Source organism: Streptomyces sp. NPDC015242 (genome assembly GCF_043079125.1).
GTDB lineage: Bacteria > Actinomycetota > Actinomycetes > Streptomycetales > Streptomycetaceae > Streptomyces.
This window is the reverse complement of the sequence record NZ_JBIBUF010000004.1, coordinates 424,815-447,086: the sequence shown is the minus strand read 5'-3', so window position 1 is coordinate 447,086 and position 22,272 is coordinate 424,815. Positions and strand designations below refer to the sequence as shown.

General features: G+C 70.9%; 20 protein-coding genes, 1 tRNA gene and 1 pseudogene. 10 read left to right on the top strand and 12 right to left on the bottom strand.

All coding sequences use genetic code 11. The features are described 5' to 3' along the window. Positions 1–199: 199 nt before the first annotated feature. The 5 genes from ACF07N_RS16690 to ACF07N_RS16670 all read right to left on the bottom strand — a co-directional run bounded on the left by ACF07N_RS16690 (position 200) and on the right by ACF07N_RS16670 (position 5,474). Complete coding sequence (locus ACF07N_RS16690) at positions 200–652, bottom strand: heat shock protein transcriptional repressor HspR (RefSeq protein WP_010032111.1); 453 nt, start codon at positions 650–652, stop codon at positions 200–202. Between the two features lie 5 nt (positions 653–657). After that, complete coding sequence (gene dnaJ, locus ACF07N_RS16685) at positions 658–1,836, bottom strand: molecular chaperone DnaJ (RefSeq protein ID WP_383335606.1); 1,179 nt, start codon at positions 1,834–1,836, stop codon at positions 658–660. Positions 1,837–1,866: 30 nt separating this feature from the next. Beyond that, a complete protein-coding gene (gene grpE, locus ACF07N_RS16680) occupies positions 1,867–2,526 on the bottom strand; it encodes a nucleotide exchange factor GrpE (RefSeq protein WP_383335607.1) in 660 nt (219 codons plus the stop codon). Next, complete coding sequence (gene dnaK, locus ACF07N_RS16675; RefSeq protein WP_383335608.1) at positions 2,523–4,373, bottom strand: molecular chaperone DnaK; 1,851 nt, start codon at positions 4,371–4,373, stop codon at positions 2,523–2,525. The genes grpE and dnaK overlap by 4 nt, the downstream gene beginning before the upstream one ends. Before the next feature lie 105 nt (positions 4,374–4,478). Further along, positions 4,479–5,474 (bottom strand): undecaprenyl/decaprenyl-phosphate alpha-N-acetylglucosaminyl 1-phosphate transferase, encoded by a 996-nt coding sequence (locus ACF07N_RS16670; RefSeq protein ID WP_392113184.1) that lies wholly within the window; start codon positions 5,472–5,474, stop codon positions 4,479–4,481. A 241-nt stretch (positions 5,475–5,715) separates the two neighbouring features. Between ACF07N_RS16670 and ACF07N_RS16665 the strand changes: the two genes are divergently transcribed. Further along, positions 5,716–8,034 (top strand): heterodisulfide reductase-related iron-sulfur binding cluster, encoded by a 2,319-nt coding sequence (locus ACF07N_RS16665; protein WP_392113181.1) that lies wholly within the window; start codon positions 5,716–5,718, stop codon positions 8,032–8,034. Positions 8,035–8,121: 87 nt separating this feature from the next. Here the strand turns inward: ACF07N_RS16665 and ACF07N_RS16660 are convergent, their stop codons facing one another. Continuing rightward, on the bottom strand, positions 8,122–8,274 hold the full coding sequence (locus ACF07N_RS16660) for a hypothetical protein (RefSeq protein ID WP_392113679.1): 153 nt from the start codon (positions 8,272–8,274) through the stop codon (positions 8,122–8,124). Between the two features lie 35 nt (positions 8,275–8,309). On the opposite strand from ACF07N_RS16660, the pseudogene ACF07N_RS16655 reads away from it, so the two are divergent. After that, positions 8,310–8,645 (top strand): annotated as a pseudogene (locus tag ACF07N_RS16655) (YdcF family protein); the annotation flags it as partial. A gap of 21 nt (positions 8,646–8,666) precedes the next feature. Here the strand turns inward: ACF07N_RS16655 and ACF07N_RS16650 are convergent. Further along, complete coding sequence (locus ACF07N_RS16650) at positions 8,667–9,326, bottom strand: DUF1707 domain-containing protein (RefSeq protein ID WP_392113178.1); 660 nt, start codon at positions 9,324–9,326, stop codon at positions 8,667–8,669. 193 nt (positions 9,327–9,519) lie between these two features. On the opposite strand from ACF07N_RS16650, the gene ACF07N_RS16645 reads away from it, so the two are divergent. Then, on the top strand, positions 9,520–9,855 hold the full coding sequence (locus tag ACF07N_RS16645) for a DUF6233 domain-containing protein (protein ID WP_392113175.1): 336 nt from the start codon (positions 9,520–9,522) through the stop codon (positions 9,853–9,855). A 19-nt stretch (positions 9,856–9,874) separates the two neighbouring features. Here the strand turns inward: ACF07N_RS16645 and ACF07N_RS16640 are convergent, their stop codons facing one another. Continuing rightward, the gene (locus tag ACF07N_RS16640) at positions 9,875–11,215 is read right to left on the bottom strand and encodes a hypothetical protein (RefSeq protein WP_392113172.1); all 1,341 of its coding nucleotides are present in this window, start codon (positions 11,213–11,215) and stop codon (positions 9,875–9,877) included. Between the two features lie 455 nt (positions 11,216–11,670). Between ACF07N_RS16640 and ACF07N_RS16635 the strand changes: the two genes are divergently transcribed. The 3 genes from ACF07N_RS16635 (at position 11,671) to ACF07N_RS16625 (ending at position 15,623) form a co-directional block, all read left to right on the top strand. Continuing rightward, positions 11,671–13,077, top strand: coding sequence for an FG-GAP-like repeat-containing protein (locus ACF07N_RS16635; RefSeq protein ID WP_392113169.1), 1,407 nt, complete (start codon positions 11,671–11,673; stop codon positions 13,075–13,077). Positions 13,078–13,112: 35 nt separating this feature from the next. Then, complete coding sequence (locus ACF07N_RS16630; RefSeq protein WP_392113166.1) at positions 13,113–14,531, top strand: FG-GAP-like repeat-containing protein; 1,419 nt, start codon at positions 13,113–13,115, stop codon at positions 14,529–14,531. A gap of 66 nt (positions 14,532–14,597) precedes the next feature. Next, on the top strand, positions 14,598–15,623 hold the full coding sequence (locus ACF07N_RS16625; protein ID WP_383335616.1) for a Yip1 family protein: 1,026 nt from the start codon (positions 14,598–14,600) through the stop codon (positions 15,621–15,623). Positions 15,624–15,679: 56 nt separating this feature from the next. Here the strand turns inward: ACF07N_RS16625 and ACF07N_RS16620 are convergent, their stop codons facing one another. Further along, positions 15,680–16,177, bottom strand: coding sequence for a phosphoribosyltransferase (locus ACF07N_RS16620; RefSeq protein WP_383581415.1), 498 nt, complete (start codon positions 16,175–16,177; stop codon positions 15,680–15,682). An 11-nt stretch (positions 16,178–16,188) separates the two neighbouring features. Beyond that, positions 16,189–16,764, bottom strand: coding sequence for a dCTP deaminase (dcd, locus tag ACF07N_RS16615; protein WP_356443594.1), 576 nt, complete (start codon positions 16,762–16,764; stop codon positions 16,189–16,191). A 576-nt stretch (positions 16,765–17,340) separates the two neighbouring features. Here dcd and ACF07N_RS16610 point away from each other — a divergent pair. The 3 genes from ACF07N_RS16610 to ACF07N_RS16600 all read left to right on the top strand — a co-directional run bounded on the left by ACF07N_RS16610 (position 17,341) and on the right by ACF07N_RS16600 (position 20,305). Then, positions 17,341–17,414, top strand: a tRNA-Gly gene (locus tag ACF07N_RS16610). A gap of 200 nt (positions 17,415–17,614) precedes the next feature. Beyond that, positions 17,615–17,950, top strand: coding sequence for a deoxyxylulose-5-phosphate synthase (locus ACF07N_RS16605; protein WP_392113162.1), 336 nt, complete (start codon positions 17,615–17,617; stop codon positions 17,948–17,950). A 372-nt stretch (positions 17,951–18,322) separates the two neighbouring features. Beyond that, positions 18,323–20,305: an amino acid transporter gene (locus tag ACF07N_RS16600; protein ID WP_392113159.1), complete on the top strand. Its 1,983-nt coding sequence runs from the start codon at positions 18,323–18,325 to the stop codon at positions 20,303–20,305. Positions 20,306–20,402: 97 nt separating this feature from the next. On the opposite strand, the gene ACF07N_RS16595 is transcribed toward ACF07N_RS16600, so the two are convergent. Continuing rightward, on the bottom strand, positions 20,403–21,173 hold the full coding sequence (locus ACF07N_RS16595) for a hypothetical protein (protein ID WP_392113156.1): 771 nt from the start codon (positions 21,171–21,173) through the stop codon (positions 20,403–20,405). Between the two features lie 99 nt (positions 21,174–21,272). On the opposite strand from ACF07N_RS16595, the gene ACF07N_RS16590 reads away from it, so the two are divergent. Then, complete coding sequence (locus tag ACF07N_RS16590) at positions 21,273–21,737, top strand: hypothetical protein (RefSeq protein WP_392113153.1); 465 nt, start codon at positions 21,273–21,275, stop codon at positions 21,735–21,737. Positions 21,738–21,828: 91 nt separating this feature from the next. Here ACF07N_RS16590 and ACF07N_RS16585 read toward each other — a convergent pair whose 3' ends face one another. After that, on the bottom strand, positions 21,829–22,131 hold the full coding sequence (locus ACF07N_RS16585) for a hypothetical protein (protein WP_392113150.1): 303 nt from the start codon (positions 22,129–22,131) through the stop codon (positions 21,829–21,831). Positions 22,132–22,272 lie beyond the last annotated feature (141 nt).

Sequence of the window (22,272 nt, the reverse complement as noted above, 5' to 3'; positions counted from 1 at the left end):
TCAGCGTCAAGCGGAACCACTTAACGAGATGACAACACCACGCTCCGCAGCAGTTGTGAAGACTCTGCGGAATCATCTTCAAGTCCCGCGCACGGCCCGGTCATCGACGAGGAGGGGCACTGAATCACCCTCAACTCGGGCAAGGGACGCGAAAGGGGCCGGGAATCGCTTCCCGGCCCCTTTCCACGCCACGGGCGCGTCAGTCGGACTGCTGCTGCCGCTTCGGCCGCCACACCACCAGCGCGCTGGTCTGCTGCACCTCCTGGTACGGCACCAGATCCCGGCGGTACGACGCGTGCACCGCCGCCTCGCGCTGGCGCATCGCCGCGGCGGCGCCGTCGAGCGCGTCCTCCAGTTCGGCCACGCGGGCCTGGAGGGCCGCGACCTGGTTCTCCAGTTCGATGATGCGCTTGATTCCGGCCAGGTTGATGCCCTCGTCCTGCGACAACTGCTGCACCTGGCGGAGCAGTTCGATGTCGCGGGCCGAGTAGCGCCGGCCCCGGCCGGCCGTGCGGTCCGGGGACACCAGACCCAGACGGTCGTACTGGCGCAGGGTCTGCGGGTGCAGGCCGGACAGCTGGGCCGCCACCGAGATGACGTAGACCGGGGTCTCCTCGGTCAGTTCATACGGGTTGCGTCGACGACCGTCCATCTGACTCATGCTCCCTTCGCGGCCTGGAACAGCTCCGCCCGCGGATCCTCACCCGCGGTCGCCTCGCGATACGCCTCGAGTGCGTCACGAGCCTTCCCCGTCAGGTCCTTCGGGACACTCACCTCGACGGTGACCAGGAGGTCGCCGCGGGTGCCGTCCTTGCGGACCGCGCCCTTGCCCCGGGCGCGCATCGTACGGCCGTTCGGCGTGCCGGGCGGCAGCTTCAGCGTGACGGGCGGGCCGCCCAGCGTGGGCACCCGGACTTCGCCGCCGAGGGCGGCCTCGGCGAACGTCACCGGGACGGTGACGGTGAGGTTGTCGTCCTTGCGGCCGAAGACCGGGTGGGAGTCGACGTGCACGACGACGTAGAGGTCGCCCGCCGGCCCGCCGCGCTCGCCCGGCGCTCCCTTGCCGCGCAGCCGGATCCGCTGACCGTCGCTGACGCCCGCGGGGATGCGCACCTGCATGGTCCGCGAGGACTTGGCCCGGCCGCTGCCCTTGCAGACGTCGCAGGGGGTCTCCGCGATCAGGCCCCGGCCCTTGCAGTCGGGGCAGGGGTCGGTGAGGGAGAACCCGCCGCCGCTGCCCCGGGCGACCTGCCCGGTGCCGACGCAGGTCGGGCACACGCGCGGTGTGCCGTTCTTGTCGCCGGTGCCCGAACAGGCCTTGCAGGGTGACTGCGACGACATCCGCAGCGGGACGGTCGCGCCCTCGATCGCCTCGATGAAGCTGAGTGTGACCTCGGACTCGATGTCCTGGCCGCGCCGGGGCTGCGTACGCGTGCCCGGACCGGCGCCGCCGCGGTTGAACAGGCCCCCGAAGACGTCACCGAGTCCGCCGCCGAAGCCGCCGGCGCCCTGGCCCCCCTGGCCGCCCCCGAAGAGGTCGCCCAGGTCGAAGTTGAAGGAGCCGCCCGCGCCGCCGGGCCCGGGGCGGAAGCCGCCGTTGCCGAAGAGGGCGCGCGCCTCGTCGTACTCCTTGCGCTTCTTGGGGTCGCCGAGGATGTCGTTGGCCTCGGAGATCTCCTTGAAGCGCTCCTCGGCCTTGACGTTTCCCTTGTTGGCGTCCGGGTGGAACTCGCGGGCGAGCTTCCGGTACGCCTTCTTGATCTCGGCCTCGGTGGCGTCCTTGGGGACGCCGAGGACCTTGTAGTAGTCCTTCTCGATGAAGTCCTTGGTGCTCATCCTCGACGCCCCTCCTTCCCTTCGTCTACGTCAGCCCTCGTCCGGGCCACCGCTCTCCTTGTCGTCGGCGTCGGCGGACTCGTCCGCCTTGACCGTCTGCGCCCCCGGCTGGGGCTCGGCCACCGCCACCCGGGCGGGGCGGATGGTGCGCTCGCCGATCCGGTACCCGGGCTGCAGAATCGCCACGCAGGTCGTCTCGGTGACGTCCGGCGCGTAACTGTGCATCAGGGCTTCGTGGATCGTCGGGTCGAAGGGCTCGCCCTCCTTGCCGAACTGCTGCAGGCCCATCTTCGCCGCGGTGCTCTCCAGCGACTCGGCGACGGACTTGAAGCCGCCGACCAGTTCGCCGTGTTCGCGTGCGCGGCCGATGTCGTCGAGCACGGGCAGGAGCTCGGTCAGGAGGTTCGCGATGGCGATCTCCTTGACCGCGATCCGGTCGCGCTCGACCCGCCGGCGGTAGTTCTGGTACTCGGCCTGGAGGCGCTGGAGGTCCGCGGTGCGCTCACCGAGCGCGGTGCGCACCTGGTCCAGCTGGGCGACCAGACCGGCGTCCTGGCCCGTGTCCCCGGCCGGGGCCGCCTTCTCCTCCTCGGGGGAGGAGGCGGCGGCCTTCGGCTCGGCGTCGTCGGAGGTGGCGCCGGAAGGGACGTCGGGCTGCTGCTCGTCGAAGCCCGGGGTCTCCTCCGTCACGCGGCACCGTCCTTCCGGTCCTCGTCGACGATCTCGGCGTCGACGACGTCGTCGTCGGCCTTGGCGTCACCGGCACCCGCACCGGCGGAGGCGCCGCCGGCGGCCTGGGCGCCCTGGGCGTCGGCGTACATGGCCTGGCCCAGCTTCTGGGAGACGGCCGCGACCTTCTCGGTGGCGGTGCGGATCTCGGTGGTGTCCTCGCCCTTGAGCTTCTCCTTCAGCTCGGCGACGGCCTCCTCGACCTCGGTCTTGATCTCGCCCGGGACCTTGTCCTCGTTGTCCTTGAGGAACTTCTCGGTCTGGTAGACGAGCTGCTCACCCTGGTTGCGGGTCTCGGCGGCCTCGCGGCGCTTGTGGTCCTCCTCCGCGTAGCGCTCGGCCTCCTCGCGCATGCGGTCGACCTCGTCCTTCGGCAGCGAGGAGCCGCCGGTGACGGTCATCTTCTGCTCCTTGCCCGTGCCGAGGTCCTTCGCGGTCACGTGCATGATGCCGTTGGCGTCGATGTCGAAGGAGACCTCGATCTGCGGGACGCCGCGGGGCGCCGGGGGCAGACCGGTCAGCTCGAACATCCCGAGCTTCTTGTTGTACGCCGCGATCTCGCGCTCGCCCTGGTAGACCTGGATCTGCACGGACGGCTGGTTGTCCTCGGCGGTGGTGAAGATCTCGGACCGCTTGGTCGGGATCGTCGTGTTCCGCTCGATGAGCTTGGTCATGATGCCGCCCTTGGTCTCGATGCCGAGGGACAGCGGGGTGACGTCGAGGAGCAGGACGTCCTTGACCTCGCCCTTGAGGACACCGGCCTGCAGGGAGGCGCCGATGGCGACGACCTCGTCCGGGTTCACACCCTTGTTGGCCTCCTTGCCGCCGGTCAGCTCCTTGACGAGCTCGGCGACGGCGGGCATGCGGGTGGAACCGCCGACCAGGACGACATGGTCGATCTCGCTGATGGAGATGCCGGCGTCCTTGATGACGTTGTGGAACGGCGTCTTGCAGCGCTCCAGCAGGTCCGCGGTCAGCTGCTGGAACTGGGCGCGGGTGAGCTTCTCGTCGAGGTGCAGGGGGCCCTCGGCGGAGGCGGTGATGTAGGGCAGGTTGATCGAGGTCTCGGTGGAGGAGGACAGCTCGATCTTCGCCTTCTCGGCGGCCTCGCGCAGACGCTGCAGGGCCATCTTGTCCTTGCCCAGGTCCACGCCGTGGCCGGACTGGAACTGCTGGACCAGGTAGTCGACGACGCGCTGGTCCCAGTCGTCACCACCGAGGTGGTTGTCACCGTTGGTGGCCTTCACCTCGACGACGCCGTCGCCGATCTCCAGCAGCGAGACGTCGAACGTACCGCCACCGAGGTCGAAGACCAGGATGGTCTGGTCGTCCTTGTCGAGGCCGTAGGCCAGGGCGGCCGCGGTCGGCTCGTTGACGATGCGCAGCACGTTCAGGCCGGCGATCTCACCGGCCTCCTTGGTGGCCTGGCGCTCGGCGTCGTTGAAGTACGCCGGGACGGTGATGACCGCGTCGGTCACCTTCTCGCCCAGGTAGGCCTCGGCGTCCCGCTTCAGCTTCTGCAGCACGAAGGCGCTGATCTGCTGCGGGTTGAAGGGCTTCCCGTCGAGCTCGATCTTCCAGTCCGTGCCCATGTGGCGCTTGACGGAGCGGATGGTCCGGTCCACGTTCGTGACCGCCTGGCGCTTGGCGACCTCGCCGACGAGCACCTCACCGTTCTTCGCGAAGGCGACGACGGACGGCGTGGTCCTGGCGCCCTCGGCGTTGGTGATGACGGTGGGCTCGCCGCCCTCCAGAACGCTGACGACGGAGTTAGTCGTGCCCAGGTCGATGCCGACCGCACGTGCCATGGTTGATTCCTCCAGCTGACTTGAGTGGAACGGACTCAAGTGTGCATGACGGTTCGCGGCCGGTCAACAGAGCTGAGTCGACCGGGCTCAACTCTTATCTGTTCCTTACACGCAATGAGGCGCTGACCTGCGGCGATACCGCGCATCGGCCGCATGGACAGGAACTCGAAAGAGGGCCAGCACCACCACCAGCGCCCCACCCGCCACCCACCACAGGGCGCCGCTCCCCACCCGTCCGGCGTGCGCGAGTACCCCGACGAGCACGCCGGACAACGCCGCGAGGCCCAGCAGCAGGGTGATGCCCGGCACGGTCAGCCCGAGCCGCCGCAGCCGGTGCGCGAGATGCCCGGCGCCCCGGCCGGCGGGCCGCCCGCCCAGCCGCCGCGCCAGCAGCACCAGCACGGCGTCGGCGCTCGCCAGGGCCGTCAGCGCGAAGAGCACCCCCGCGCTCTCGCCGAGCCCGGACCCGGCCCGGACGTGTACCAGGGCGAGGGCGATCACGAACCCCGCGGACATGGACCCGCAGCTGCCCAGGCCCACGCGCGCGGGGTGCCAGTTGTGCAGCAGGAACCCGGTCAGCGCCGCGGCCAGGACGCTCATCAGCCCGGCGATCCCGTCCATGACGTCGACGGCCGCGCACGCCGCCACCCCGAAGGCGGTGACCACCCCGGCCGTCCCGGCGAGCCCGTCGGCGTGGTCCAGCCCCCGGAAGGCGAGGGTCACACCCACGGCCCAGACGACGGCGAGCAGCCCGGGCCCCACGCCCGTCTCGCCGTACGGCACGACGCACGCCGCCGCCACGGCAGTGCCGGCGGCCAGTACCCGCCGCCGCAGCCGCCACACGTCGTCGGCGAGCCCGAGCAGGGCGACGGCGCCGCCGGCGGCGAGCAGCCCGCCGGGCCCGTCTGCGTCCGCGCCCCACAGCCCGGTCCCCACGACCGTCCCGGTCACGGCCACGACGGCCACGCCGCCCGACAGCGGCACCTCCCGCTGCCGCCGCCGCTCGACCAGCCGCAGCCTGCGGACGGGAATCCGGAGGACGGCCGCGAGCAGGGCCGTGAGCACGAGGGCGGTGGCGGCGGCAGCGATCCCGTAGAGCACGGATATAAGTTAGGCGTCACTATGACAATTCGGTACGAATAACACGACGGGATCGCGACCGGATTCCGCACCGCTTCTGAGGCAACCCTCAGCGATTCAGATCACTGCCCACCCGGCTACAGTGCGGCGGAAGATAGGGGTAGTCTCAGACGGACTGCATAAGTTACCGCTTAGTAATTTCGGGGAACCCTCTTCGCGACAGGTCACCCCGACGAAACCCTCGCAGGCCCGAGGAGCCCCCATGCAACTCGCCGCGATCATCGTGTCGCTGGTACTGACCGTGGTCGGCGTCGCGCTGCTCGCACGCGCGATCGGCCAGTTCGTCCGGTACTTCAGGCTGGGCCAGCCCGTGCCCGCCGGTACCCGGACCGACAACCCCTACCAGCGCAGCGTGACCCTGGTGAAGGAGTTCCTCGGCCACACGCGCATGAACCGGTGGGGCATCGTCGGCATCGCCCACTGGTTCGTGGCGATCGGCTTCCTGACGCTGCCGCCGACGATCATCACCGCGTACGGGCAGCTGTTCCAGGCCGACTGGATCCTGCCGGTGCTCGGCGGCTTCCTCCCGTACGAGCTCTACATCGAGTTCATCGCGGCCATGACGACCCTCGGCATCGCCACGCTGATGGTCATCCGCCTGCTGAACCTGCCGTCGCGCCCGGGCCGCAAGTCCCGCTTCACCGGCTCGAAGATGGGCCAGGCGTACTTCGTCGAGTACGTCATCCTCACCATCGGCCTGGCGATCTACGTGCTCCGGGGCCTGGAGGGCGCGCTGCACCACGTGGACCACTACGAGGCCGCGTACTTCGCCTCGTATCCGCTGGTCCTCGCCTTCGAGGGCCTGAGCGTCGCGACGCTGCAGAACCTCGTCTACCTCTTCGCGATGATCAAGCTGGGCACGACCATGATCTGGATGATCACGGTCAGCCTCAACACCAACATGGGCGTGGCCTGGCACCGCTTCCTGGCCTTCCCGAACATCTGGTTCAAGCGCGAGGCGAGCGGCGGCACGGCCCTCGGCGCCCTGCAGCCGATGACCTCCGGCGGCAAGCCGATCGACTTCACCGACCCGGGCGACGACGACGTCTTCGGCGTCTCCCAGGTCGAGCAGTTCTCCTGGAAGGGCCTGCTGGACTTCTCCACGTGCACCGAGTGCGGCCGCTGCCAGTCGCAGTGCCCCGCCTGGAACACGGGCAAGCCCCTCTCCCCCAAGCTGCTGATCATGTCGCTGCGCGACCACGCGCACGCCAAGGCGCCGTACCTGCTGGCCGGCGGCGGCAAGACGATGGAGGGCGAGGAGAAGGCGTCCGAGGAGCAGCTGAAGGACGTCCCGGCGTCGGCCCTGGCCGAGGCGGAGCGCCCCCTGGTCGGCACGCTGGAGGACAACGGCGTCATCGACCCGGATGTCCTGTGGTCCTGCACCACCTGCGGTGCCTGCGTCGAGCAGTGCCCGGTGGACATCGAGCACGTCGACCACATCGTCGACATGCGCCGCTACCAGGTGATGATCGAGTCGGCGTTCCCGTCCGAGGCGGGCACGATGCTCAAGAACCTGGAGAAGAAGGGCAACCCCTGGGGCCTGGCGAAGAAGCAGCGCCTGGAGTGGCTCAAGGAGGTCGACTTCGAGGTCCCGGTCGTCGGCAAGGACATCGAGGACCTGTCCGAGGTCGAGTACCTGTACTGGGTCGGCTGCGCCGGCGCCCTGGAGGACCGCGCCAAGAAGACCACGAAGGCCTTCGCGGAGTTGCTGCACATCGCGGGCGTCAAGTTCGCGATCATGGGCGGCGACGAGAAGTGCACCGGTGACTCCGCCCGCCGCCTGGGCAACGAGCCCCTGTTCCAGGAGCTCGGCATGGAGAACGTCATGGCGCTGAACATGGCGTTCGGCGAGGAGATGGACGACGACGGCAAGGTGACGCCCGAGTCGGCGAAGCCGAAGTCCGCGAAGAAGATCGTCGCCACCTGCCCGCACTGCCTCAACACGCTCGGCAACGAGTACCCGCAGCTCGGCGGCGACTACGAGGTCATCCACCACACGCAGCTGCTGCAGCACCTGGTGGACGAGGGCAAGCTCATCCCGGTCACGCCGGTCGAGGGCATCATCACGTACCACGACCCGTGCTACCTGGGCCGCCACAACAAGATCTACACGCCGCCGCGCGAGATCATCGCGGCCGTCCCCGGCGTCCGCAACGAGGAGATGCACCGCCACAAGGAGCGGGGCTTCTGCTGCGGCGCGGGCGGCGCGCGGATGTGGATGGAAGAGCGCATCGGCAAGCGCATCAACAACGAGCGCGTGGACGAGGCCCTGTCGGTCAACCCCGACATCGTCTCGACGGCCTGCCCGTTCTGCCTGGTCATGCTCACGGACTCCGTGAACGGCAAGAAGAACGAGGGCAAGGCGAAGGAGTCCATCACCGTCGTGGACGTCGCCCAGCTGCTGCTGGACTCGGTGAAGACGCCGGTCCCGGCGGAGCCGGACGACACCGACGGCGACGACGAGCCCCCGGCGGGCACGGCGGACTCGGAGAACGCGCCGGAGCCGGAGCCGGTGAAGTAGCCACCCCGGCCGGTTGGTTCACCTGACCCTGACGCCCCCTGCCCGAGTCATCGGGCGGGGGGCGTCGGCATTGCTCCTCACGCCTCCTCACGCCTCCTCCACGCTCCTCCGCCCCCGGCTCTCCGTGACGCACAGAATGTCCCGCAGCGCCTCGGTGAGCCGCTCGGCGAGATACCGGAGCTGGCCCTCGGTTGCGTCCGGGAGCAGGTGGTCGGCGTGGGCGAGGAGCCGGGCGGCCATGTCGAGCTGGGTCGCTTCGGCGATGTCGGCCAGGTTTCTCGCGGGAGGTGCTCGCCAACGCGGGCGTCGAGGTGGAGTCCCTGTTGCTGATCTCCAAGCCGTACATGGAGCGCCGTTCGTACGCGACCTGCCGGAAACTCTGGCCCGAGGTCGACGTCGCCCGCGCCTCCGAACCGCTGGAGCTGGACGACTACATCGAGTCCATCGGGGACGAGAAGCTCGTCATCGACATGCTCGTCGGCGACCTGCAGCGGCTGATCGAGGACCCGAGGCTCGGTTTCGCTGTCGAGCAGGACGTCCCGGGTGAGGTCTACGACGCTTACGAGCGCCTACTGCGTGCGGGTTTCGCCAGCCGCCTCATCGGCAGCTGACGCGCAGGCGCTCTCACCTGGTCAAGCCGTCGTAGCAGCAGACCCCGCCCCGCCCCGCAGCCGCTCCCCGAGCGTCCGGCGGGCCGGGCGGATCACCACGCGGCCGTGGGCCTTCCGGCCGACCAGTTCCACGCGCAGTGTCACCGGCGTATCGGAGGCCGCCGGAGACCGCCGGTGCTTGATCCTGCTGTGCGTCAGCTGCAGCCCGTCGGTGTCGACCACGATGCCCGGCCGTGTGACCAGGGTCAGGGTCTTCCCCGTCATCGCCACCTCGATCCGCAGCCTGTCGTGCGTGATCACCGCTTCGGTGAAGTCGAGCGTCACCGTGCAGAACGTCACCGCGAGCTCCAGCCTCCGCGGGACCACCCAGCGCCCCGCCCGCTCGACCGGCCCGCTGTGCACCTGCTCGATCCGGACGACGTCCTTGGCCTCCGCCCCGGCCGCACCGGTCTCCACCAGGGCGGGCGGAAGATCCGCGGTGAGGGGGGCGAGTTCCTTCAGGGTCCGGGCCGACAGGGCCGCCTCCAGGCGTTCGTCCAGCTCGTCCGCGGTCAGCAGGCCGTCCCCCGCCGCGATGCGCAGCACGTCCACCACCCGGTCGCGGTCGGCGTGCGAGGCGCGCAGGTCGGGCGTGGAGCCGGGGCCGTGCTGCTTCCCGGTGGGCGAGATCTCTCCCGGCATGCTTCCGTCCTGCTTCCGTTCCGTTGCGGTCCTGAGGGTGGCGGGCGTGCGACGCGCGACGCGGGCAGCGGCACCATCATGCCGAGCCCCGGTCCGGGCAACAACGGCGTCCCGCTGCCGCGTTCCCCGGGCGGCGGCACGCACAGGGGGCTCGCCCTCCCGGCCCCCTGACCCTGAACCTAGAATCGAACGCATGAACGATCCAGAGTCGCGGCTCGCGCTGCTCCGTTTCCTGGAGCGCGTGCAGGAGCGCGACCTGGCACGCACCCGTCGGTGGATCGCGGACGAGGAGCGCCGCCAGGCGGAACGGCGGCGCGGCCTCACGGCCAGGCCGCCCGCACCCGACTGGCTGATCGAGCGCGGGCTGTCCGGGCAGGAGGCCGTGTACGTGCACGTCGGCGGCTGCTGGAACGCCGGCCAGCGCAGCAGGGGCGTCGACCGCGATCACGCCCGGCGTGCCCTCGCCGAGGGCGTCAAGGCCTGCCCGCAGTGCCGGCCGGACACGGCCCTGGGCTTCGTGGACGGGTAGACGATCTCCGCCGGGCGGCTCAGCGCCTCACCCGCACCACCGCCGACGTGGCGCCGCGGAACGACTCCGTCTCCTCGAAGCGCGCCCGGTACCAGCCCCGCCCCGCGTCCGGCAGGTCAGCCGAGAAGGCGTGGCCCTCACCGGACCACTGAGCCTCCACCGTGCGCAGGTCCGTCCAGCGCCTGCCGTCCCGGGAGTACTCGACGTGCACCGGGACGGTGCCCGGCGTCCAGCCGTCGGGGAAGTCCATGGCGCCCTCGACGTGCACGCCGCCGCCCTGCGCCCGGGTGGCCGAGAAGGACGTGAAGACCGAGGCGCGCAGGACCTTGATCTCCGCGCTGTTCCTGGAGGCCGGCGCGATGAACGGGTCGTCGCTGCGGGAGGCCACGCGGAACGTGCCGGTCTCCCAGGGGGCGTGGGTGAAGCTGATCCTGCCGTCCGCCCCGGTGGTGAAGTAGCCGACGCTCGCGAACTGTCCTCCCCCCGACGGCTCGAACAGCACCCCGCCGCTCTGGCCCTCGAACGGCACCCAGCCCTGCGCCGTCTCACGCTCCAGCGTCGCCGTGATCGTGACCTCCTCGCCGAGGTCGATCGTCCGGGCCGCCGCCGGGGCCTCGATCGTCCAGCGCGTGGCCACCTGCCGGATGCCGATCTGCGTGGGCGAGGACTCGCCGTAGAGGACGTACGGGTTGGCGGTGTCGTGCCGGTAGACCGCCTGGACCGGGACCGCGTCGTTCACGGTGACCGTGCCGGAGAAGTGGCCCTGCGCGTCGGTGCGGACGGTGTTCTCCGTCCAGAGGTCCACGTCGAGGTCCACCCGGTGGCCGGCCAGCGGCTTCAGCTCGCGGGTCCCCGGCCAGCGTCCCTTCAGCGTGCCGTCGATCCGCACCTGGCGGTCGTCCGTGTCGATCTCCGTGCGGTCGGTGCGCACGTCCTCGAACACGGCCGCGACGTAGTAGGCGAGCGTGCCGGCGGAGTTGTCCACGGTGCGGTCGCCGTCGGCGTCCGTGGCCTCGACGCGGACGTCGTAGGTGCCGAGGGCGGGCAGGTCGAGCGGCTGCCTCGTGTGCCACACGCCGTCGTCCGCCGTGCCGTGGGCCAGGGTGAACGCGTCGAAGTCGACGACGGCGACCTCCTGCTGCGTGGCCGCCGAGACGAGGTGGGCCCGGATGCCCGTGACGGCACTGTCGGAGCGGATGCCGATCTGCAGCGTGCCGAGGTCGCCCGAGACGCTGTTCGCGTAGCGGATGTCCGGGGCCTGCCCCTCCGCCCCCTCCGCCGCGTACGCCGCCGGCCCACCGGTCAGCAGGAGCGCGGCGGCCGTACCGATGGCAGCGCAAGCCGCCCGAGTTCTGAACAAGGTCCCCCCACAGGAACGCGTCGAACGCCGCAGCGGACAGCCCGCGCGCGGCCGAACAGCCTTTCTATCGCACGCCTCTGGCGACGGTCCCCGAGTTTTCCGCGGCTTCACCCGGCCCGCACCGGCCCCCGGCCCACACCGGCCCGGAACAACGCACAGCAGCCCCGAAAACAACCGAACGCACGTACAACCCTTACGCCCTCACGCAGGTCTCCTGATCGCCGACCACCCATGAACGCCGGGACAACCCCCGGCGAACGGGGGCGGACCCGGCACCTCACCGACCGCGGATGCCCGCCAGGCACCCCGCCCGCCGCAGGAGACCCCCGCATGGACCAGCACACCCCGCCGCACGGCGCACCGCCCCGGGACTCCGCACCCACGCCCCCGGCCGGCCCCGGCACCCCTGCCGCCGCCTGAGCCCTCCCGCCCCACCCCCGACCCGGAGCCCCGCCTTGCGCAAGCGCACCCTCTTCCTGGCCGTCGCCCTCACCACCGGCCTGCTCACCACCGCCCCCGCCGCCACGGCCGCACCCTCCGGCCTCTCCGGCGACTTCAACGGCGACGGCTACCGCGACGTCGCCATCGGCGCGTTCGCCGCCGACGTCGGCTCGGTGCACAGCGCCGGCGCCGTCGTCGTGCTGTACGGCTCGTCGTCCGGCGTGTCCGCGGCCCGCAGGACCGTCATCACGCAGGACTCCGCCGGTGTCCCGGGCGCCGCCGAGGAGGACGACCGCTTCGGCTACAGCCTCGCCGCCGGCGACCTCGACCGCGACGGCTACTCCGACCTGGTCGTCGGCGCCCAGTACGAGGACATCGGCGACCGGGACGGCGTCGGCTCGGCCACCGTCCTGTGGGGCGGCAAGTCCGGCCTGTCCGGTGGCAAGGGCCTGCCCCAGCCGTCCGACCTCACCGAGTGGGGCGGCTTCTCCTCCGGCGTCGCCACCGGCGACTTCGACGGGGACGGCGCGACGGACGTGACGCTCACCGGCCAGTCCCGCACCCGCCTCTACAAGGGCCCCTTCACCCGCACGAGCGGCCCCGCGAGCCACACCAGCCTCGGCACGTTCGGCTCGACGTACGAGGTCTTCGCAGGCGACCTCAACCGGGACGGCGACGCCGAGCGCGTCTACCCCTTCCTCGTCGACGGCGACCCGGGCGGCGACATCGCCTTCCACGGCTGGACCGGCACCAGGTACGCCGCCACCGACCTGCCGAACGCCGACGGCGAGCAGGGCACCATCGCCGACGTCAACGGCGACGGCTACGGCGACCTCGTCCTCGGCGACTACCAGGAGCCGAGGGCCGACAAGCCCGGCGGCCACAAGGGCGGCCAGATCACCGTCTGGTACGGCGGCCCGTCCGGCCCCGACCCGGCGCAGAAGCCGACCGTGATCCACCAGGACACCGCGGGCGTGCCCGGAGCGGGCGAGAGCGGCGACCTGTTCGGCTCGGCGCTCAGCGCCGGCGACGTCAACGGCGACGGGTACGCCGACATCGCGGTCGGCGCCTGGGCCGAGGACATCGGCTCGGTGGAGGACGCCGGCTCGGTCACCCTCCTGTTCGGCTCGGCGGGCGGCCTCACCGGCACCGGCGCGAAGTCCTGGTCGCAGGACACCGCCGGCGTCCCCGGCAGCAACGAGACCATGGACGCCTTCGGCATGACGGTGCGCCTGGTCGACCTCGACAAGAACGGCAAGGCCGACCTGGTCACCGGCGCCGGCTACGAGAACGGCTACGGCGCGGTCACCGTCCTGCGCGGCTCCGCCTCCGGTCTGACCACCTCCGGGTCGCTGTTCGTGTCGGCCCGCGACGTCTCCCTCAAGGGCGGCGCCGCCTTCGCCTGGGCCATCGCCCAGTGACCCACCGACGACTCCCCAGCGAGGCACCCATCCCCATGCGGACCCGTACGACCGCCGTCCTGGTCGCGGCAGCCCTGGCCCCCCTCACCCTCACCGTCGTCCCGGCGCACGCCGCCACCGCCGCCGCCCCCTGGGACTTCAACGGCGACGGCCGCACCGACCTCGCGATCGGCGCGCCCGGCGCCACGGTCTCCGGGAAGGCGAGGGCGGGCGCGGTCTCCGTCGTCTACGGCAGCACCGGCGGCCCGAAGACCGCCACGCGCACCCTCCTCACCCAGGACACCGCCGGGATGCCCGGCGCCGCCGAGGCCGACGACGCCTTCGGCTCCGCCCTGGCCTCCGCCGACCTCGACCGGGACGGCTACGCCGACCTGCTGATCGGCGTGCCGGGCGAGGACGCGTACGACACGAACAACGGCACCGTCACCCTGGTCTGGGGCTCGGCGTCGGGCCTGAGCGGCGCCCGCTCGCTCTACAGCCCCTTCGACCGGGACTACGACCGCTACGGCCAGACCCTCGCCGCCGGCGACTTCGACCACGACGGCGACCCCGACGTGGCGGTCGGCGCCACCGGCCCGGTCACCCTCACCCTCGTCAACGGCCCCGTCACGAAGACCGGTTCACCGAACGGCGCCTCGGGCTCCCGCAACGACTGGTGGTCCTCCGCCACCGGCGTCACCCACCTCTCCGCCGGCGACGTCACCGGCGCCGGCCACCCCCACGTCGTCCTGCACGGCCGCGCCGCGCACAACGGCGCCGCCACCACCGCCCTCGCCGACATGACGATCGGCAACTACGGCGACTGGCTGCAGAACCTGCCCGGCGGGTTCGTCTCGGCCGTCGGCGACATCGACGGCGACGGCCACGCCGACATCGCCGTCGGCAACGACCGGGAGGCCTCCGCCGACCCCGGCGGCGCCCTCGGCGGCAAGGTCTCCGTCGTCTACGGCGGACCCGCCGGCGTCGACCCCGGCCGAGCCCCGCTCGTCCTCACCCAGGACACCGCCGGGGTGCCCGGCGCCGCCGAGAAGGGCGACCGCTTCGGCAGCGGCGTGGCGCTCGGCGACGTCAACGGGGACGGGTACGCCGACCTGGCCATCGGCACCGCGGGCGAGAACGCCGCCGCGGGCGCGGTGACCGTGCTGTACGGCTCGGCGTCCGGCCTCACCACCAAGGGCGCGGTGTCGTACACCCAGAACACGGCGGGCGTGCCCGGCGCCTCGGAGAACGGCGACCGGTTCGGCGAGCGCGTCACCCTCACCGACCACACCGGCGACCGCCGCGCCGACCTGTCCGTCTCCGCGCCCGGCGAGAACGCCGGCGACGGCGCGGTCTGGTCCCTGCGCGCCACGGCCACCGGCCCGACGACGTCCGGCGCGGTGAGCTTCGGCCCGGCCACGACCGGCGTCTCCACGGCCGGCGCACCGGGCTACGGGAGGGCCCTCACCTCCTGACCACCGCGGCCCGTACGGCCGATCCCCGACGGGCCACCGACACCCAAGGCCCCTGTCCCTTAAGGGATGTCACAGCTCGGCCGCAAAGCCGGGCCCGGATGCCCGGGCCCGGCCCGCCACCGCCCGGGACCAGGTACGTTCGAAGACGTGGCTGGATTCAGGATCGGACGCGGCCGGAACAACGGCGCTCCTCAGACGCGACCGCAACACCCTCCGTACGGGCAGCAGACGCCGCAGGGGCCGTCGTACGGCTACCCGCCGGCGCCGCAGCCGTACCCGCAGCAGCAGCCGCCGTACGGCAGCGGCGGCGGCCCCGCCTGGCCGCAGTCGAACGCCGGCGGCGGCTACGGCGGCCAGGGCGGTCCCGGTGGTCACGGCGAGCCGGAGTACTTCGGCGACGGCGCGTACCCGCCCGGCCCCCAGGGCCCGCAGGACCCGTACGCGGCGAACAACCCGGGCCACACCCAGGCCTTCTCCGTCGGCGAGGACCCCTACACCCAGGGCGACACCTACCGCGCCGGCTCGGCCGCCCCGCCGCCCGGCCCGGTCGGCCCGCGCCTGCACTGGAAGGCCCTGCTGCGCGGGATCGTCCTCGCCCCGAACCAGACGTTCCTCCAGATGCGGGACTACACGATGTGGGGCCCCGCCCTGATCGTCACGTTCCTCTACGGCCTGCTCGCCGTCTTCGGTTTCGACGGCGCCCGCGAGGATGCGATAAACGCCACACTCTCGAACGCGATCCCCATCGTCCTGACGACGGCCGTCGCGATGGTGCTGAGCGCGTTCGTCCTGGGCGTGGTCACCCACACGCTGGCCCGCCAGCTCGGCGGCGACGGCGCCTGGCAGCCCACGGTCGGCCTGTCCATGCTGATCATGTCCCTCACGGACGCGCCGCGCCTGGTCGTCGCGATGTTCGCCGGCGGCGACGCGACGTTCGTGCAGCTGCTGGGCTGGGCGACCTGGGTGGCGGGCGGTGTCCTGCTGACCCTCATGGTCGGCCGCTCCCACGACCTGCCCTGGCCGAAGGCGCTGGGCGCGTCGGCGATCCAGCTGGTCGCGCTGCTGTCGATCGTGAAGCTGGGCACGGTCTGAGGCTCACCCGCACGAGAAGGGGCTCCCCGGCGGGGAGCCCCTTTCTGCTGCCACTGTCAGGCGTCGAGCACCTGCCCGGACCGCCGCACCACGGGCGGTTCGACGCTCCACGGGAAGTTGATCCAGTCGTCGGTCCGCTTCCACACGTACTCGCACTTCACGAGCGAGTGCGACTTCTCGTACACGACGGCGCTGCGCACCTCCGCGACGGTGTCGAGGCAGAAGTCGCGCACCAGCTTCAGCGTCTTGCCGGTGTCGGCGACGTCGTCGGTGATCAGCACCTTCTTCCGCGAGAAGTCGATCACGTTCGGCACCGGGGCGAGCATGACGGGCATCTCCAGCGTGGTCCCGACGCCCGTGTAGAACTCGACGTTCACGAGGTGGATGTTCTTGCAGTCGAGCGCGTAGGCGAGGCCACCGGCCACGAAGACGCCGCCGCGGGCGATGCTGAGCACGATGTCGGGCTGGTAGCCGTCGTCCGCGATCGTCTGCGCGAGCTCGCGCACGGCGACGCCGAACTGCTCGTAGGAAAGGTTCTCCCGCACAGGGCTCATGCTGCTGTCGCTCACACCTGGGTCCGATGGAAGTTGAGGAAGGACCGGGAGGCGGTCGGCCCCCGCTGTCCCTGGTACCGCGACCCGTACCGTTCGCTGCCGTACGGGAAGTCGGCGGGCGAGCTCAGCCGGAACATGCACAGCTGCCCGATCTTCATGCCCGGCCAGAGCTTGATCGGCAGGGTGGCGAGGTTCGACAGCTCCAGGGTGACGTGCCCGCTGAACCCGGGGTCGATGAACCCGGCGGTGGAGTGCGTCACCAGCCCCAGGCGCCCCAGCGAGCTCTTCCCCTCCAGCCGGGAGGCGAGATCGTCGGGCAGCGTGATGACCTCGTACGTGCTCGCCAGCACGAACTCACCGGGGTGCAGGATGAACGGCTCGTCCCCCTCCGGCTCCACGAGCCGGGTCAGGTCGCTCTGCTCGACGGCGGGGTCGATGTGGGGGTACCGGTGGTTCTCGAACACCCGGAAGTAGCGGTCGAGACGCACGTCGATGCTCGACGGCTGCACCATCGCGTCGTCATACGGATCGATGCGTACCCGTCCGGCGTCGATCTCGGCCCGGATGTCCTTGTCTGAGAGAAGCACGCCCCGAGGATACGCAAGGCGCGCGGAGCGACCACAACCGGACGCCACCGCGCGCCTGCGCTGCTGCTGAGTCCTGCTACCTGCTGTGTCCTGCTGCCTACTGGTCCTGCTGCCTACTAATCCTGCTGCCTGCTGTGTGTCCGCTACTGCTTCTGATAGCTGACGGGCACGACGCTCCGGAGCCGCGCACAGCGCGGGCACCGAAGCAGCCGCCCGGGGCCGAGCCGCTCGGCCTGCTGCATCGGGAACGAAGCGGTGGTGAACACGTGCCCATCGGCACAACGGACGACGGTGCGCTCCATCAAGTCCAAGAGTCCCTTCCCCAAGAGCCGCGTCCGGCTGCTGCTCGCCTGACGACAAAAGCCACAGTACGGGATCAAAGGGACGGCTCTCCAGGCGGCACTCCGGTCCCGCCGGGCACCCGCCTCGACGCCCACACCGTACGCCTCAACTCCGTTCCCCCGCAGCCGCATCCCATCCCTGAGAGACCATCAGGCCCCACGGTGCGGACACCGGGGGCCTGGCATGAGGTAGAGTGGGCGAGCATTCGGACACCGACTCCGGTCGGGGTCTTACGCGGGTGTAGTTTAATGGTAGAACATCAGCTTCCCAAGCTGAGAGCGCGAGTTCGATTCTCGTCACCCGCTCCATGCGAAGCCCCAGGTCCAAGACCTGGGGTTTTTGTTGCGCGGCACGTTGCCCTCGGTCCCACGCGCAGCACGCTTTGCCTTGACCCCCTGGGGTCTCGTCTACCGAACCTCGCCCGTCGCCGACCCACCTCTACCGAGAGCCGACGCAGCGTGCCGGAAATCTGTCGAGCCCGAACCTGCGGCGGCCCTACCCTTCCCGCATGGCCCATGGAAAGACCTCGTACGTTTGCCTGCCCTGCCGGGCCTCGTTCAAGCAGCCCTACCCGGGCTACCACGACCACGACCGGGTCTGTCCACGCTGCGCCGAACCATTGATCCACGTCGGCTCCGCCTTCGCGGCACCCAAGAAGCGGGACACGGCCGCCTGGCGAACCCTCTCCGTACTGCTGCACGCCGGTGTGCGCTTCCACAAGAGCTGCTGCGGGGGCCCCGGCTACCGCCCACGCACCCTCAGTGAGGTGCGTGAGCGGATGGCCTACGCCCGGGCCACCGGAGAGCCGTTCGCTCTGGCGCTGGTCCGCCGCGACTTGTCCTAGCAGCCCGACAGCACACGTAGGGCACACATCACGCGGCTTCGTCTTCAGGGCGACCACTGCCCCTGCCGCTCCACGGGTCTTCCGACCGGATGCCCGGCCGCAAGGAATGCGGAGGACCACGGTGGAGAGCCCCTGCCCGCGGTCGCCCGCTTCCCAAGCTGAGGGAGCGCCAGTTCGTTGTCCGGGCCGGTTCTGTCAAGACTCCGTCCGCTGCCCTGCCGGCGCGTAAGTGCCACGGTCGACCGGCTCGTGCGGGACGCGGTAGCCAGTGGTGGAATCGGGAAGCCGCATACTCGGTGATCGTTGCGGTGCCGTCAGGGTGAGGGCCGCCGCTACCGGTTCTGCGGTCGGACGAGGAAGGGCATGGGGGACATGAGTGATGGCAGCCGGCCGATGATGCCGGAGTCGGTGGACAGTCCGGCTCCGCGGACACCGCCGACCGGCAAGGCTGCTCGGTGGCTGCTGCGTCACCAGGTGCAGCCGGTGGGGCCTGCGGCCGGTGAGAGCCATGCCGAGCCGCATGCCTGGTGGAAGGTGATGTGCCTGACCGGGGTCGACTACTTCTCCAGTCTGGCTTACGTGCCGGCCATCGCCGCCGCGGCCGCCGGGGCCGTCTCGCCCCTGGCGACGCTGCTCATCGTGGCGTTGACGCTGCTGGGGATGCTGCCGATGTACCGGAAGGTGGCCAGGGAGAGCCCGCACGGCGCGGGATCGGTCGCCATGCTGGAGGATCTGCTGCCGTTCTGGTGGGGCAAGCTGTTCGTGCTGGTCCTGCTCGGGTTCGTGGCCACCTCGTGGATCATCACCATCACCCTGTCCACGGCGGACGCCTCCGTGCACGTGATGGAGAACCCCTTCTTCCCTTCCGCCCTCCACGGACACGAAGTCGCCCTGACGGTGGGACTGCTGCTGATCCTGGGGGGTGTCTTCCTGCTGGGGTTCAGTGAGGCGGTCAGTGTCGCCATTCCGCTGGTCGCCGTCTTCCTGATACTCAACGCGGTGGTCATCGGTGTGGGCCTGGTCGATGTCTTCACGACGGACGGTGCGCTGTCGGCCTGGACCGACGCGCTCGTCGCCGGCGGAGGCGGCTTCGGTGACCTTGCCGGCCCGGCGCTGCTGGCCTTCCCCCTGCTGGTGCTGGGGCTGTCGGGCTTCGAGACCGGGGTGAGCATGATGCCGCTCGTGGCGGCCGAGGGTGCCGACGAGGAGCAGCGGCTGCGCGCCCGGATCCGTAACGCGCGCCGGCTGCTGACCACGGCCGCTGTGATCATGAGCGTCTACCTGCTGTCCGCCAGCTTCGTGACCACCGTGCTCATCCCGGAGAAGGAGTTCGAGCCCGGCGGTGCCGCCAACGGGCGGGCGCTGGCCTGGCTGGCGCACGAGCATGTGAGCGAGGCGTTCGGCACCGCCTACGACGTCAGCACCATCCTCATCCTGTGGTTCGCCGGCGCTTCGGCCATGGCCGGACTGATCAACATCGTTCCCCGCTACCTGCCCGACTACGGCATGGCACCCGAGTGGGGACGCGCGGTGCGCCCGGTCGTCATCGTCTACACCGCTCTCTGCATCCTGATCACCATCGCCTTCGACGCCGACGTCGACTCCCAGGCCGGTGCGTACGCCACCGGGATCCTGGCGATGATGGTGTCCGGCGCCTTCGCGGTGACCGTCTTCGTGGCGCGCAACCGCCGACGCGCGAGTACCGCCGGCTTCGCCCTGCTCACCGCGGTCCTGCTCTACGCCCTGGTGGCCAACATCGTCGACAAGCCCGACGGCATCGCCATCTCCGGCTTCTTCATCCTGGGCATCATCGTCGTGTCGCTGATCTCCCGGGTCTCGCGCACCACCGAACTGCGCGCCGATCGCATCGTCTTCGACGAGACCGCCCGCCGGTTCATCGCCGACACGCTCGCCCACGACGAGTCCATCAACATCATCGCCAACCGGCGCCAGGCCGGTGACTTCGCCGAGTACAGCGCCAAGGAACGCGAACAGCGCGGCACCAACCCGGTGCCGGGCCCCGCTGACGTGATCTTCCTGGAGATCGACGTGGTCGACCCGTCCGACTTCAGCGAGACCCTCACCGTCCACGGGGTCGAAGTCGACGGCTACCGCGTCCTGCGCGCCGAGGCACCGGCCGCCCCCAACGCCATCGCCGCCGTCCTTCTCGCCCTGCGCGACGCCACCGGGGTGCGGCCGCACTGCTACTTCGCCTGGGCCGAGGGCAGCCCTCTGGTCCACATGATCCGCTACTTCCTCCTCGGTCGCGGTGACACCGCCCCCGTCACGCGCGAGATCATCCGCAGCCATGAACCCGACCCCGACCGCCGTCCCGGTATCCACGTCGGCGGCTGAGCCGGTCACCTGCGGGTGGGAGCGGGGCGGACCGTCGGCCGGGGGGGGGGAACAGACGCGGTGGCGTTCGGGGCAGTTCGCCGCCTCAGGCCGGCACTCAGGCCGGCGGATCCGTCCGTACTCGCCGCTCCCCCGTCCATCGATCCGGGAGCGGTGGGGAGTTCGGCTGTCGGTCCGCGCCGTTCAACGCGTCGCTGATCTCCCGCAGGCGCCCTTCCGGCAGCGCGAAGGCGTTGTACGGGTTCCGGTAGGAGTGCCCGCCGTCGTTGATCCGGACGGCGTCCTCCATTCTCCAGTGGGCAGGCTCCCACTGGCCCTGGTTCTCCAGGAGCATCCCCGCCACTTCGGCGGGCTCTTCGATCGAGGTGAGTGCGGCAAGCGCGGCAGTGAGGGGAACCGCCGCGTCGTCGGGGAGCCGCGCGTCGCCGAGGGTCGGGAAGAGCAGCAGGAGGCGGGAGTCGGTATCGGCGACTCCCGTGTGCACCGGCTGTCGGGCGGCGGACAGCAGTTCCGGCCAGGCCGTGCCGGGTCCCATGAAGTGGCCGTCGTCCACTGCGAGGGTTTCCGCCGCGGGCCAAGCCGGGTGATGTATCAGGTAGTCCACCCCCCGCTCCCCGTCGAAGTTGCGGTAGACGACGTGGATGGTGTGGCCCGACCGCAGGGGCACCCTGAACACCGGCCACTCGTGGTCGGCGGAGAGGGCACGGTACAGCTCCATGGCCGCGTCCCAGTCGGCGCCGAACGCGGCCCGTTGCGCGTCCTCACCACGCAAGCACGTACCGAGGTGCACGGGCCAGAACAAGGGGTCGTCCAGGTAGGCGCTCCCCTCGGTCAGAGGGCCGCCTTCGTATCCCGGGATGCGCAGCACCCGAGGATCATGGCACGCGGCACCGACAGTCCCAGCGGTCCCGGAGCAGGAGTGGGGCTACGGCCCGCGGAGAACACCGGCGCGTGATCAGCTGGGGGTGTGGAGACCATCATCGCCAGCGGCATAGCCGTCCTGGGAACGCTGCTCGGTTCGGGGATCACTCTGGCGTTCCAGCAGCGCACCACCGACAGGGGCCATCAGTTCACCCGCCGGGAGAAGGTGCGGCAGGAACGACTCGACGCCTACTCCGCCTACGCCGGCGCGCTGGTCAACTACCGGCGCTGCCTGGTGCACCTCTGGTTCTGCGAGCACGAACAGCCACCGCCGGAGGATCCCGACACCGTGCGCATCCGTGCCTACGACCTCCGCTCCCACGCCCAGGAGGCGCTGTTCCGCGTGCAGATGCTCACGGACGACGAGACGCTCAGCCGGTCCGCGGAGGATCTGCTCGCAGACGTCACGGCGCTGTCCAAGACGGACGGCAGAACCGAACTCGACGAGGCCAGGGTGCGGACGCGTGACGACATCAGCCGACTGGTCAGAGCAGCCAAGCAGCACCTGTGAGGCGCCGGCAGGACGGGGACCACGGGTCATGGCCCGTGGCCCCGGTCCTCGTCCTCCGCGAACCGTCCCCGCGGCACGGTGAGCGGAACCCCTACTCCTGGACAGGGAGGTCCGGGTGGGTGGCCAGGAAGAGGATGTACGTGAGGGCCGCTGCTCCTCCCAGGAGGGACAGCGCGCCGCCCGCTATGGCTCGCCGTCTGCTCGCTCGGCCGTGCGCCGACGACCGGAACTCGACGCAGGCCCGCACCAGGCCGGCCAGGGCCAGTGGCAGGGCGAGGAAGCAGACGAGGGCCCAGAAGGGGCAGCAGAACCAGCACGCCACGGATGCCCCGCCGAACCAGACCGCCAGCTCCATCACCTCTTGCGTGCCGTGCGGTGCGTCAGCGGAAGTCATGGGCCGATTCAAGCAGGGCCCGATGGCTGCGCGTGCCGGGAGTGTGCCGGGTTCGTGCGGTCCGGGGCGGCCGCTGCGTCCACAGGCTGTGGATACGCGGGAGCGGTCCGCGCCTGGACCCGGTGGGCGCAGTCGCCTCCC